The organism is Planctomycetia bacterium (assembly GCA_034440135.1).
In the GTDB taxonomy this organism is placed as follows: Bacteria; Planctomycetota; Planctomycetia; order Pirellulales; family JALHLM01; genus JALHLM01.
In genome coordinates this window covers 1-12,308 of record JAWXBP010000128.1, presented here as the reverse complement: position 1 = coordinate 12,308, position 12,308 = coordinate 1, and the positions used below count along the sequence as shown (strand labels likewise).

Below are 12,308 nucleotides of genomic sequence, written 5' to 3'. Positions count from 1 at the left end.
ATTAGAAGCTGAGACATATTTGTACAGCATGAGTTGTTCCAGGCAGTTTTCAGCTCGAAGGAAGCAACGGCTCACATTTCTTCGATTCTAGGCGGTAATGCGCTAGATCGCAATTTGTTGGTTCCGCCGAGAAATGAGGCGGCGTTGCAATTTAAGAGAGCAGGAGTCACATTCTTAAGCTTGCTGAGCGGGCCTAGAACGCCCGGCCGGGCTCCCATCGGCATTAACAATTCGTCCTGCTGTTTCGCGCGTTGCAAGTAGAATGATCGCTCACCGAACGCTACCATAGGCTCAAACAGACGCGCTCACCACCTTTTGGCCTACTCAGGCGGAGTTTCCCTACCCATGCGTCGTCCCCTTCATCTGCTGGCCGGTTGTTGCGTTACGGCTTTGTCCCTTATCCTGACGGCCTGCGAGCCGGCGAAGCCGGTTGCTACCGGTCCTGTGGAAGTGCCGAGCGATCCGCTGGGCGTCCCCGCTGACGAGCAAGCCGGCGCTGCGTCCACGAATTCGGAGAGTGAGCCCACGATGAAGATGACCAAGGAACCGTTTGGCAGGACCGCCGCTGGCCAAGAAGTCGATCTCTACACGCTGACCAACGCCAATGGTATGCGCGTGAAGATCATGAGCTATGGCGCGATCGTCGTCAGCGTCGAAGTGCCCGACCGCGATGGCAATGTCGCCAATGTAAACCTGGGCTTCGACAACCTCGAGATGTACTTGAAAGGCCACCCGTATTTCGGGGCGACCATCGGCCGCTACGGCAATCGCATCGCCAAGGGGAAGTTCACGCTCGACGGGAAGGAATATACGCTGGCCGTCAACAACGGTCCGAACCATCTGCACGGCGGCTTGAAGGGTTTCGACAAGGTCGTGTGGAAGGTTGCCGCAGGCACCGTCGACGATGAGCAGCAGGCGGCTCACTTGATCCTTCATCACAGCAGTCCGGACGGGGATGAAGGCTATCCTGGGAAGTTCGACGTGACGGTCATTTATACGCTCACGGATGAAAACGCGCTGCAGATTCACTATCTGGCGAAGACCGACAAACCGACTGTCTTCAGTCTCACCAATCACTGCTATTGGAACCTGGCCGGCGCCGGCAATGGCGACGTACTGAAGCAAGAGCTCACGCTGAACTGCGACAAGTATCTGCCGATCGACGCGACGCAGATCCCGCGCGGCGAAGAGCGCGACGTCACCGGCACGCCGATGGATTTCCGCAAGTCGACGGCAATCGGCGCGCGAATTGCGCAGGTGGAAGGTGGCGGCTACGATCACTGTTATGTCATCAACGGTTACGACGGCAAGTCGCCGCAGTTGGCGGCCCGCGTGGTTGATCCCGCCAGCGGGCGCGTGATGGAGATCACGACCACGGAGCCCGGCATCCAGCTTTACACCGGCAACGGCCTCGGCGATGACGCCGGCAGCGCGCACGCCGGCAAGCACGGCGCTTTCTGCCTGGAAACGCAACACTATCCCGACAGCCCGAACCAACCGAAATTCCCGAGTGTCGTGCTCAAGCCCGGTGAGAAGTACGAAAGCACGACCGTGCATCGGTTCTCGGTTCAGAAGTAACGTCGAGAAATCGAAAAACCACTTCATGATGCGAGGGAATCGCTACACTAGCCCGACGCGCAAGCGCGGGGGCGTGAGCGTTGGCCAAGAGTACACGTCGTACTCAATTCGACTTCCGCTCCCCCTCGCTTGCGCGTCGGGCTAGTGTGATGCCGATTGCATTTGTCGAACGCTGCAAACATCTCCGAATCCCGAACTGCATCCGCTTGTCACTTCACTCCATGCGACTTTCCACCGGCGTACCTGGCCTCGACGAATTACTGGGCGGAGGGTTGTTACCGGGGACGTTGACCGTGGTCGTAGGGGCGACCGGGATCGGCAAGACGCAACTCGGGCTGCAATTCGCCGAGGCCGGTGCGAAGCAGGAAGGCCGACGCGGCGTGCTGTTCGATATGAGCTCGCGCGGCGATTCTCAGAGCCATGTCGAGTATGCGCAGCGGATGTTCGATTGGCCGATCAATCCAGTTCACTCGGAACGCGAGGCGACGCCTGAGGAGATATACGATGCCGCGTCGCCGCTGGGCGACTACCTGCGCGTGTTCGAATACTCCGGCCGTCGCGTCACGCGCCGGGACCTGGGCATGGAAGCCTGGCAGGACTGGCAGGCGGAGTTGGCGAAAAAGCTCGGCGTGACTATCGGCTTTTTCTATCGCCATTTTCTCCGCGGCGTGCGCCGCGCAGTAATCGACGGCATCGAGCCGGTCGATCGGCCCAGCGACTCGATCCAATTCGAGTTGTTCGAGTACGTCTATCACCAAATTCTGCGCAAAGATCCCGACTGGGTCGCGCGCGATCTCTTGCGCGAACATTACCGAGAGTATGCCGCGCAAGCCGCCGCGCAGAGTTATGCGTCCAACGCTATCGGCTGCGTGTTGCTGTACACGACGCATGAGACGATGCTGGAGCGACTGATCGATCGCCCGCTCGACGAGGGCGATATCCTCTCGAACGCCAACACGGTGATCCTGATGGGCAAGCTCCGCGACGGCCTCAAGACCACGCGGGCGCTCTACATCCCCAAACACCGCGGCAGCGCTGCAGCAGAAGGACTGTTCGAATTCGAGATCGGCGAACAAGGCCTGCGCGTGAAACCGTCGGCATGAAGTGACACACATTGACTTCATCGACCATGGAACGCTACATCACCCCCGCCCAAGCGCGTGAGATCGACCGCCGCGCCGTAAGCGAGTGCGGCATGTCCGGACTGGTGTTGATGGAGAATGCGGCGCGCGGGGCGCTCGACGTCTTGTTGCGATTGGGCGTTAAAGGACCGATCGCGATCTGCTGCGGCTGGGGCAACAACGGCGGCGACGGGCTCGCGATGGCGCGACTGTTGGACGCCGAGGGCTACGAAGTCCGCGTGGCGCTCTGGGCGTTGAATTCGGAATTGAGCCCCGACGCTTCGACGAATCTCGGCATCCTGCGGCACTGCAACGTGCGCCTGGAGCTGTGCGCACCAGCCGATCTGCTGGAGCTGCATCCGGCATTGTTGCAGGGCGCCGATTGGGTCGTCGATGCGCTCTTCGGCACCGGATTCCGCGGTGCATTTCGCCCGCCGTACGGCGCCGTGGTCCGCCAATTGAATCAAGCCACCGCGCGGCGATTGGCGATCGACGTACCGAGCGGGCTCGATGCCAACACCGGTCACGCGGCGGAAAACAGCTTCCGCGCCGACCACACGGTAACCTTCGTGGCCCCCAAGATTGGATTCCAAAATCCCGTTGCGGCGCCCTATCTCGGACAAGTCCATGTCGCCCAAATCGGCGCCCCGCGAAGGTTGATCGACGACGTCCTACGCGATTGAACCGCCGAGGCGCGGAGACGCAGAGGTTTACCCCGCGAAACACGCGAAATGACGCGAAAAGAGGAAGCAATGAATGGGGGGAAATCGTGGCAGTGATATTGAATTCGTGCCAAGCTCCCGCACCTCTACCTCCCCTCCTTCACTTTTCGCGTTGTTTCGCGTGTTTCGCGGGCTAAACCTTGCCGGAATTGACGTAGCCTCGTCGCGGCGGAATGTGGGATAATTTGGCGGTTTCCTGACGGGCCTGTGAACGGAGTCTTGGCTGGATGCGGCGGTTATCGCAGTACCTGGGGTATGTGACGGCGCGGGTGCTGATCGCCGTCGTGCAGGCCGTGCCGCTGGAATGGTGCGCGGAGTTCTCGCGCTGGATCGGCGTGCTGGCCGTCGATATCCTGCGCGTTCGCCGTGGCGTGATCGACGAAAATCTCCGCCATGCCTTCCCGGATTGGACCGATGCCCGACGAGAGCAGTTGGCCCGCGACATGTGGGCGCATCTGATCCTGTTCGTCTGCGAGGTCGCCCATGCGCCGCGGAAAATTCATGAGACGAACTGGCGCGACTATATCGAACTGCGCGGGGCCGCCGATTTGATGCGCGGTCTGCTCGACGACCGGCCGCTGCTGATCGTTTCCGCCCATTTTGGCAACTTCGAAATCGCCGGGTTCGCGCTCGGTTTGCTCGGCTTCCCCACGTATGCCGTGGCGCGCGTGCTCGACAACCCCTACCTGGATCGCTGGATCAACCGGTTCCGCGGCTCGACCGGTCAGCACATCGTTCCCAAAAAGGGCGGTTACGAGGAGATCATCCGCATTCTCACCGCCGGCGGGACGATGACGTTTCTGGCCGATCAATATGCCGGCTCGAAGGGTTGCTGGGTGGAATTCTTCGGCCGCCCGGCCTCGGCCCATAAGGCGATCGCCCTCTTTGCGTTGGATCACGACGCGCGCGTGGCGATCGGCTATGCCCGGCGAGTGGGGCCGCCGTTGCACTACGAGATAAACTCGCAGAACTTCGCCGATCCCCGCGACTCGGCCCAGAATGTCGCCGGGATCCGCGAACTAACGCAGTGGTATACGGCCGAAATCGAGCGTTTCGTCAGAACGGCCCCGGAACAGTACTGGTGGCTCCACCGCCGCTGGAAGGATAACCGCCCCGCCCGCCGCCGCCGCGCCGCGTGACTGGCACGAAAACGGAAAAGCGTTCTATAATCAGCAGGAGTGGCGAGTTTGAAGTTTTCAGCGTTCCGTTTTCAGTGTTGCGGTTCGCAGTCCGCATTGAAAACTGAACACTGAAAACTTCAAACTCTTCTCCCGTTCAAATAATTACCTCCCCCCGGACTCACCTCATGCCCTCCTGGCTTCGTGTCGCCGCGGTGACCGATTTGGCCGACGGCGCGGCGTTGGAGTGCGTGGCGGGGGATCGGATCGTGGCGTTGTTCAACGTATCGGGCGAAGTCCATGCGTTAGACGGCGTGTGTCCCCATCAAGGCGGACCACTCGGCAAGGGACAGTTGACTGGCGGAATCGTCACTTGTCCCTGGCATGGCTGGCAATTCGACGTGCGGACCGGCCAACATCAGCTCAGCCCGTCGATTTGTCAGCCGTCGCTGGCAGTCAAGATCGCGGGAGACGATATCCTGGTCGCGCTGGAATGAGTTCTCCGCAGCTTGACAGTCAGGTCTCCTCCGGCGCGATCGAACTGCGGCCGTTCCGCAATGGCGATCCGCCGGCGTTGGTCGAGATCTGGCGATCGCAGCCGGCGCAGCGGGGACTCAATCAGCCGCTCACGGTGGCGCAGCTGGAAAGCTTCGTCCTCTCCAAACCGTATTTCGACGCCGATGGCGTGATCGTCGCCGTCGAGGCTGGACACCCGGTCGGCTTTGTTCACGCGGGCTTCGGCGCGAGCGAAAATCAGTCGGGGCTCGATCGCCAACTCGGCGCGATCTACGCCCTGCAAGTCCGGCCGGCGCAGCGAAATACCGAAGTGCCGGGGTTGTTGCTCGCGGCTGCGGAAGCATATCTCGCCTCGCAAGGTTCGCAGGTGTTCTACGCCGGAGGCATTCGACCGCTGAATGCGTTCTACCTCGGGCTCTACGGCGGTAGCGAATTGCCCGGCGTTCTGCACTCGGATCTGTTGAGCCACCAGTTCTTTCAGGCGCACGGGTATCGCGAGATCGATCGCGTCGCCATCCATCAGCGGGAGTTGCTTGGCTTCCGCGCGCCGATCGATCGCCAGCAGATGCAACATCGCCGCAACCTCGTGGTGCAGGCGACGCACGACCCGACGCCAATCTCCTGGTGGGAGGCCTGCACCTACGGCTGTTTCGAGCGGAAACGTTTCGACCTGCTGCCGCGCACTGGCGGACCGGCGCTGGCTTCGGCGATGTCGTGGACGATGGAACCTTTGGGGCACTCCTGGGGCGTGCATGCCGTCGGCGTGACTGATCTGGAGGTTTTGCCTACGCACCGCCGCCAAGGACTGGCCATGTATCTGCTCAGCGAGGCCTTCAAACAACTCCACGACGAGGGCATCGCTGTCGTCGAAGTGCAGACGATGCAGCAAAACGCCGCAGCCATGGCCCTCTACGCCAAGCTCGGCTTCCACGTCGCCGACCACGGCTCGGTGTTTCGAAAGGAAGCCTGAGACGTCGCGGCGACGACTACGTCGTCTTACAAAATCTCCTCCACTAGCCCGTAGCGCCAGCGAGGGAGAATTGACGCTGCCTACATCGACACGATCAAACTCTCAACCTCGTTGCGTCCAGGTCTTCTCTTCGACGTCGTTGAGAGTTTGATCCAACTCCCTGCGGCGACGTCAGCTCCCCCTCGCTGGCGCTACGGGCTAGTATGGAGGCGGTCTCGTCCAAGTTGCCGCCACGCACCGTGCTTTCATGTCCGACGTTGTTGACGCCGCCGATCCGCCGCGCGGCGTGACCTATCGTGAAGCTTTCTGGGTCTGGGCGAAGATCGCCGCGCTCAGCTTCGGCGGACCGGCCGGGCAAATTGCGGTGATGCATCGCATTTTGGTCGAGCAAAAACGCTGGATCAGCGAGCAACGCTTTCTCCATGCGCTGAATTTCTGCACGTTGCTGCCGGGGCCGGAAGCACAGCAACTCTGCATTTACATCGGCTGGCTGCTGCATCGGACGCTCGGCGGGCTGACGGCCGGAATTCTGTTCGTGCTGCCGGGCTTCGTGTCGATTCTGGCTTTGAGCGTGCTCTACGCGGAATATCAAGACACTGAGTTTATCACTGCGCTTTTTTACGGACTGAAACCCGCAATTGTCGCCGTCGTACTGGAAGCGGTGCTGCGGATCAGCAAACGTGTGTTGAAGAACGGAGTGATGGTCGCGATCGCCGCCGCCGCATTCGTCGCCATTTTTGCTTTCCATGTGCCGTTTCCGTTGATTGTATTCACGGCTGGCATGATTGGCTTCTGTGGCGGGCGGTGGCGTCCGGAGACGTTTCACCTCATGCGCGGTCACAAGGCGGACGCCACGGCGTTTGTGCTGACGCCGGTCGTTGACGAAACGGCGCTCACGCACATCGCGCCCAGTTGGCGTCGCACCTTGCGCGTCGGCGTCACGTGCCTGTTGCTGTGGTTCGTGCCGCTCGCAGCGCTCACGGCCTGGCTGGGGCGCGAGCACGTGCTGGTGCAGGAAGGCGCTTTCTTCAGCAAGGCGGCCGTCGTCACCTTTGGCGGCGCCTACGCCGTGTTGCCCTACGTCGGGCAACAGTCGGTCGAGAAATACGGTTGGATCCAAGAAGGCGAAATGATCGACGGCCTCGGCATGGCGGAGACCACGCCCGGCCCGTTGATTCAAGTCGTGCAATACGTGGCGTTTCTGGGCGCTTATCGGCACCCGGCGCCGTTTTCACCGATCGCAGCGGGCGTCGTCGCCTCGTTGATCACGACCTGGGTGACTTACGTGCCCTGTTTTCTTTACATTTTCGTCGGCGCGCCGTACGTCGAGCGCTTGCGCAACAGCGCCCTCTGGAGCAGCGCCCTTTCGGCAGTCACCGCCGCGGTCGTCGGCGTGATCCTCAACCTGGCAATCTGGTTCGCCCTCCGCACGCTGTTCAGCGAACGCAACCCTTGGTCCTTCCCCGGCGGCGAGATCGACGTCCCAGTGTGGCGCACGATCGATTGGGCCGCGGCGACGATCGCTGCCGCCGCCGCCGTGATGCTGCTGCGTTTTAAGTGGAATCTGTTCCTAGTGCTTGGCATCTGCGTGGCAGCCGGCATCGCAGTGCGGGCTTTCTAGACTTCCTTTGGGCGAACCACACGACCCCGGCGTTTGTCCGCGATGTTATAATCTCGGGCGACGACCTTCAATTTCGGAGACGCGGCGAATGGCTTTGCTGGGCGTGAATATCGATCATGTGGCGACGGTCCGCCAAGCGCGGCGGACCTATGAGCCGGACCCCGTTTGGGCGGCGGCGCTCGCCGAGATCGGCGGTGCGGATGGGATTACGATCCACCTTCGCGAAGACCGCCGGCACATCATCGATCGCGACGTCCGCGTGCTGCGCGAGTCGGTTCACGTGAAACTCAATCTGGAGATGGCCTGCTGCGACGAGATCGCCGCGCTGGCCTGCGAAGTGAAGCCTCACCAGGTGACGCTCGTGCCGGAGCGGCGCGAGGAAGTGACCACCGAAGGCGGACTCGACGTCGTCTCGCAACGTGAACGCGTGGCTTCGACGACGGCGAGATTGCAGCAAGCGGGCATCGAGGTGAGCCTGTTTCTCGATCCCGATCCGCGGCAAATCGCCTTGGCGGATCAGCTCGGCGTCAACGGCGTCGAATTGCACACCGGCGCGTACGCTTTGGCGCAAGGCAAGCAGCGCGAACACGAGTTGCAACTGCTGCGCGAGGCCGGGGCCGCCATTGTCACGGCCGGCATGACGCTCCACGCCGGGCATGGCCTCAACTATCAGAACGTCCGCCCGGTAGCCGAAATTCCGCACATGTGCGAGCTAAACATCGGCCACAGCATCGTCGCCCGAGCCATCATGGTCGGCATGGAACAGGCCGTGCGCGAGATGAAGCGGCTGATTTCGCAACAATAGCAACCCGGCGCTACGGATTGTTGTTCTTCTCGAACATCACGCGTTGTGTTTTATCCACGCGCCGAGCCTTTGTGCGCACTGCGACGTGATTCTGAATTAGTGCGCAAGTCTCTATGCCGCCACGCATTGACGTCGTCCGAGCGCGGCTCGTCGGCTGAATGGCATCCCGTTTGCCTTTCCCTCCTCTCAACGTCCTTCTCCCAGCCGACCGGGAGAGCCTTAGTCCCCTCGGGCTCTCCCGGTTCGGCGAAGGACGCCCTCAGCTTGCTGTCGGCAAACGCCATCGCACACTATTTGAGCCCTCTTCATGACTTTGCACGCCCGCGACCTCGTCGAGCTGGCCGCGCTGGTCGCCCATCATGGCCCGGTGATTGTCGGCGGGCGATTCGAATTTTCCGGCGAGTCCTTGGAGCAATACTGGGTGGCGTCGAAATGCCGCCTGGACCGCTGGCTCCGCTCGCTGCAACCGCGAATGGTCGAAACCAGCCATCCCCGCGATCGCGCGGCGAACTTGCCCGGCCTGGTGGAAGAGATCTTCACCAGTGAAGTACTGACCCGCGTGTGGACGGCCATCCTCGCGGCGCGGAGCGCGTTGCACGGGCAAAGCGATGGCGAAATGATCGCCCGCAGCGTGATGCTCTCGCATATGGAGGCGCGGAATCGCGCCTTAAAACTACTTTTGCACGGCGCCCATTTCTCTCCGGAAACGGCCGTCGAACTCAATCGCTTACGTCGCCGTTCGGAACGTTGGTCCGACGTTCTGGTCGGACGATTGCTGCAAACCGCCGAAGTGGCGACATTCGCCGTGGATAGTGAACGAGCACGAGAGTTCGCGCTCGATCTACACTATCAAGCCGGCTTGATCAGCGACGCGCAAGTCTGGGGCCTCTTACTCGCCTCCCTGCGCGCCGCGTTTCGCCGCAGCCTGACCGATCCGAGTCCGAACGCCGATCTGAACGAACGCATCGCCGCCGGAGTGCTCGGCTGCTTTGGGCCGGAACTCTACAACGATGCGGGAGAGTTCCACTCTCTGCGTATGTTCCGCTGGCTCAACAACATCACGGACAGCCCCGCGGATAAATCGCAGCTATTCCCGAGCGACCGACTCTATCCGTCGGCAGCAAAGCCGGAACCGAAGGCGGATTTGCCGCCAAGCCGGGGGACGGCGAGCGGGCCGCGATTTTGATCGCTATGCGTTCAACTCGCTTGCGACCCGCCTTCCAAGAAGAATTCTTGTTCTGGATGGAGTTCATGCTTACGCGCCAGTTGCTCGTCCGTCGTGAAGAGCACGAGCGTCCGTGTTCTGTTAGTAGCGTCGTCGTCGACTTGAACGCCATCGCTTAACATGGCGTCCAGCGTCGCGTCTGTGCGACGCCATTCCGCGACCAGATTACTGACGGGGCGTTCAAACCCGAGCACATGCAAATCGGGTCGAACGATCATAAATCGTTGGTCGCCGCTATGCACGAGATGCCAACTCTCCTGGTATCGCGATCGTACGAACGGATCTAGTTGCGAGGCGAATTCGAGCGGCAGTTGGCGTGCCCGGATCAGTTCTTGAACGTCGGCCAAGTCCTTCACACGGTGCGGACTCGTCATGCCCGACGCAAGTTTCAATTCAACGAGTTTCGGCAAGCTGATGACGCGAACGCCATCCACTTCGATCGAAACGTCTTCCGGCCTCGGAAACGAAACCGGCTTGGGTTTCCCGTCGCCGGGGAACTGCCCGGACAGCAAGAACTCGATTCGCACGCCGTGCTCCGTGTCCCGCAGATTCTTACTTCGTGCGAATGGCGTGACATAGCCGCGCCCTTCTAGTTCATCATGAATGCGCTGCAGGGACTCCGTGGCAATCAGGATGTCCACGTCCTCGGTGAAACGTCGCACGCCATGAGTAAACAGCGCCATCCCGCCGACAATCGCGTAGGAAATGCCAAGTTCCTCAAGACGCTGCGCAATGCGACGCAAAGCGGTTTGCACCGCGCCGCGGTCTTCGAAGAAAATGCTGCCTTCGGTCAAGGCCCACTCCAAGTTCGAGGCGAGTCGATCTTCGTAGCTGATCATCGCGCACGTCCAAGGGCGACTGCTGATTGACGTAGGACCATTCCCTAGATTCTACCGCGCCGTTTCGCAGGAATGTATCGCTGGCCACTCTTTTTGGCTCCCTCTACTCCACTTCAAAAATCGCCTCAATCTCCACCGTGATGTTCGATGGCAGCGAGCACATCCCGACTGCGCTGCGGGCGCCGACGCCGTGGTCGGGGCCGAAGACTTGGGCGAAGAGCTCGCTGAACCCGTTGATCACCGCCGGGTGCTGCTCGAATTCCGCCACGCAGTTCACCATGCCGAGGACCTTGATCACTCGCTTCACGCGGTCCAGGCTGCCGAGCGAAGCCTTGAGCGTGGCCAGGATCGCCAGGCCGGTCTGCCGGGCGGCGGCGTAGCCGGCGTCTTTGTCGGCGTCGGCCCCCACGCGGCCGGTCATCAGCGTGCCGTCGGACTTGAGCGGCCCGTGGCCGGAGACGTAGGCCAGGTTGCCAACCACGACGCAGGGCTTATACACCCCGATCGGCTTGGGGGCGGGGGGCAACTCGAGCTTCAATTCCTGGAGACGGGCTTCGGCGCTCATGGACGGATTCCGGGCTGGCGTGTGGATCAAAGTGTGACCGGCGGATTCTATCGGCTGCGCAGCGCCATCGTCCAGGGCTGGCTCACAATCGACTCGTTGCCGGACTCCTCGTCATGATAGATTGGCCCTGCTATGAAAAAACCACAACGGCAAGCACGCCAAGTCACTGACGCGACCAATCCGCAAATCAGCGGCGAAATCACCGAAAGTGAAATTGAACGACAAGTGGTGTCGGCGATTGCCGCGCTGAAGCGTCGCGCCACGAAGCGCACGCTTGACGGCATGGCGCGATTCGCGATTCCGGCGGACCGGGCCTTCGGAGTGACCGTGGCCGATATCCGTCTACTTGCCAAGCGGCTCGGGCGCGACCATGCGTTGGCCGGGGCCCTATGGAAATCCGGCTGGTACGAAGCACGCATGCTGGCAGCGTTCGTCGCCGAGCCGGCGAAGCTGACGGCGGCGGAGATGGATCGCTGGTGTCGTGACTTCGACAACTGGGCGATTTGCGACACCGTGTGCTTTCACCTGTTCGATCGCACGCCGCTGGCCTGGAAGAAACTCGCACCGTGGTCCAAGCGGAAGCCGGAGTTCGAAAAGCGAGCGGCGTTCGCATTGCTGTGGGGCCTGTCCGTTCATGACAAAGAGGGGCCGGATGCGTCGTTCATCGCGGGACTGCGGCTCGTCGAGGCGGCAGCCAACGACGATCGCAACTTCGTGAAGAAGGCCGTCAATATGGCACTTCGCGCCGTGGGCAAAAGGAACGCCGCGCTGCATGGAGCGGCCATCGCGACCGGCCAAAGCCTGACGGAGTCTGCCAATCCCACGGCACGATGGACTGGCAAGGGCGCGTTGCGGGAGTTGAAGTCTGCTTCGGTAGCTCGCCGACTCGCGGCGGGCAAGCGAACAAAGTAGCGCGGCCCGCGAACTCCCGGCCCAACCTTCCGCCGGCAGGTCGGAACAGAATACAGGTCGCCCAATAGGGGTTGCGTCAGCTTGCGGCCGAGGGAATTCAGGCTATGATCGAGGTTTCGTCGACGGACGTAAGCGCTCGTGTTTGTCTCGGTAGCGGGCGCCAGCCCACCCAAATCGACGCTCGGTCTCGCCGAGGTTCCCATCCGCACACCCTGGGATTTTCTCGAAGAACAAGCCAATACGCGGGAGTAGCTCAGTGGTAGAGCGCTAGCTTCCCAAGCTGGATGTCGCGAGTTCGATCCTCGTCTCCCGCTCT

The 12,308-nt window shown here is 61.5% G+C and carries 12 protein-coding genes and 1 tRNA gene; 11 read left to right on the top strand and 2 right to left on the bottom strand.

All coding sequences use genetic code 11. The features are described 5' to 3' along the window. The first annotated feature begins 345 nt into the window (after nucleotides 1-345). The 9 genes from SGJ19_07245 to SGJ19_07205 all read left to right on the top strand — a co-directional run bounded on the left by SGJ19_07245 (nucleotide 346) and on the right by SGJ19_07205 (nucleotide 9,637). A complete protein-coding gene (locus tag SGJ19_07245) occupies nucleotides 346-1,578 on the top strand; it encodes an aldose epimerase family protein (protein ID MDZ4780029.1) in 1,233 nt (410 codons plus the stop codon). A gap of 221 nt (nucleotides 1,579-1,799) precedes the next feature. Beyond that, nucleotides 1,800-2,681: an ATPase domain-containing protein gene (locus SGJ19_07240; protein ID MDZ4780028.1), complete on the top strand. Its 882-nt coding sequence runs from the start codon at nucleotides 1,800-1,802 to the stop codon at nucleotides 2,679-2,681. 11 nt (nucleotides 2,682-2,692) lie between these two features. After that, on the top strand, nucleotides 2,693-3,382 hold the full coding sequence (locus SGJ19_07235; GenBank protein ID MDZ4780027.1) for an NAD(P)H-hydrate epimerase: 690 nt from the start codon (nucleotides 2,693-2,695) through the stop codon (nucleotides 3,380-3,382). A gap of 266 nt (nucleotides 3,383-3,648) precedes the next feature. Next, nucleotides 3,649-4,560, top strand: a complete 912-nt coding sequence (locus SGJ19_07230; GenBank protein MDZ4780026.1) for a lysophospholipid acyltransferase family protein — start codon at nucleotides 3,649-3,651, stop codon at nucleotides 4,558-4,560. Between the two features lie 167 nt (nucleotides 4,561-4,727). Next, the gene (locus tag SGJ19_07225; protein MDZ4780025.1) at nucleotides 4,728-5,036 is read left to right on the top strand and encodes a Rieske 2Fe-2S domain-containing protein; all 309 of its coding nucleotides are present in this window, start codon (nucleotides 4,728-4,730) and stop codon (nucleotides 5,034-5,036) included. Next, nucleotides 5,033-6,025: a GNAT family N-acetyltransferase gene (locus SGJ19_07220; GenBank protein ID MDZ4780024.1), complete on the top strand. Its 993-nt coding sequence runs from the start codon at nucleotides 5,033-5,035 to the stop codon at nucleotides 6,023-6,025. Before SGJ19_07225 ends, SGJ19_07220 begins: the two co-directional genes overlap by 4 nt. Before the next feature lie 247 nt (nucleotides 6,026-6,272). Next, nucleotides 6,273-7,646, top strand: a complete 1,374-nt coding sequence (chrA, locus tag SGJ19_07215; GenBank protein MDZ4780023.1) for a chromate efflux transporter — start codon at nucleotides 6,273-6,275, stop codon at nucleotides 7,644-7,646. Between the two features lie 88 nt (nucleotides 7,647-7,734). Then, nucleotides 7,735-8,451, top strand: coding sequence for a pyridoxine 5'-phosphate synthase (locus tag SGJ19_07210; protein MDZ4780022.1), 717 nt, complete (start codon nucleotides 7,735-7,737; stop codon nucleotides 8,449-8,451). A gap of 307 nt (nucleotides 8,452-8,758) precedes the next feature. Beyond that, complete coding sequence (locus SGJ19_07205) at nucleotides 8,759-9,637, top strand: hypothetical protein (protein ID MDZ4780021.1); 879 nt, start codon at nucleotides 8,759-8,761, stop codon at nucleotides 9,635-9,637. A gap of 11 nt (nucleotides 9,638-9,648) precedes the next feature. Here SGJ19_07205 and SGJ19_07200 read toward each other — a convergent pair whose 3' ends face one another. Beyond that, nucleotides 9,649-10,515 carry a hypothetical protein gene (locus SGJ19_07200; protein MDZ4780020.1) on the bottom strand — a complete coding sequence of 289 codons (867 nt, stop codon included), beginning with the start codon at nucleotides 10,513-10,515 and terminating at the stop codon, nucleotides 9,649-9,651. 103 nt (nucleotides 10,516-10,618) lie between these two features. Then, nucleotides 10,619-11,080, bottom strand: a complete 462-nt coding sequence (locus tag SGJ19_07195) for a RidA family protein (GenBank protein ID MDZ4780019.1) — start codon at nucleotides 11,078-11,080, stop codon at nucleotides 10,619-10,621. Between the two features lie 132 nt (nucleotides 11,081-11,212). On the opposite strand from SGJ19_07195, the gene SGJ19_07190 reads away from it, so the two are divergent. Together SGJ19_07190 and SGJ19_07185 are read left to right on the top strand one after the other, a co-directional pair. Beyond that, nucleotides 11,213-11,992, top strand: coding sequence for a DNA alkylation repair protein (locus tag SGJ19_07190; GenBank protein MDZ4780018.1), 780 nt, complete (start codon nucleotides 11,213-11,215; stop codon nucleotides 11,990-11,992). Nucleotides 11,993-12,234: 242 nt separating this feature from the next. Next, nucleotides 12,235-12,306 (top strand) — tRNA-Gly (locus SGJ19_07185). The last annotated feature ends 2 nt before the right edge of the window (nucleotides 12,307-12,308 follow it).

Coding starts and splice junctions, on each gene's coding strand:
- SGJ19_07245 (MDZ4780029.1), top strand. CDS start 346: ATGCGTCGTCCCCTTCATCTGCTGGCCGGTTGTTGCGTTACGGCTTTG.
- SGJ19_07240 (MDZ4780028.1), top strand. CDS start 1,800: ATGCGACTTTCCACCGGCGTACCTGGCCTCGACGAATTACTGGGCGGA.
- SGJ19_07230 (MDZ4780026.1), top strand. CDS start 3,649: ATGCGGCGGTTATCGCAGTACCTGGGGTATGTGACGGCGCGGGTGCTG.
- SGJ19_07225 (MDZ4780025.1), top strand. CDS start 4,728: ATGCCCTCCTGGCTTCGTGTCGCCGCGGTGACCGATTTGGCCGACGGC.
- SGJ19_07220 (MDZ4780024.1), top strand. CDS start 5,033: ATGAGTTCTCCGCAGCTTGACAGTCAGGTCTCCTCCGGCGCGATCGAA.
- chrA (MDZ4780023.1), top strand. CDS start 6,273: ATGTCCGACGTTGTTGACGCCGCCGATCCGCCGCGCGGCGTGACCTAT.
- SGJ19_07210 (MDZ4780022.1), top strand. CDS start 7,735: ATGGCTTTGCTGGGCGTGAATATCGATCATGTGGCGACGGTCCGCCAA.
- SGJ19_07205 (MDZ4780021.1), top strand. CDS start 8,759: ATGACTTTGCACGCCCGCGACCTCGTCGAGCTGGCCGCGCTGGTCGCC.
- SGJ19_07200 (MDZ4780020.1), bottom strand. CDS start 10,515: ATGATCAGCTACGAAGATCGACTCGCCTCGAACTTGGAGTGGGCCTTG.
- SGJ19_07195 (MDZ4780019.1), bottom strand. CDS start 11,080: ATGAGCGCCGAAGCCCGTCTCCAGGAATTGAAGCTCGAGTTGCCCCCC.
- SGJ19_07190 (MDZ4780018.1), top strand. CDS start 11,213: ATGAAAAAACCACAACGGCAAGCACGCCAAGTCACTGACGCGACCAAT.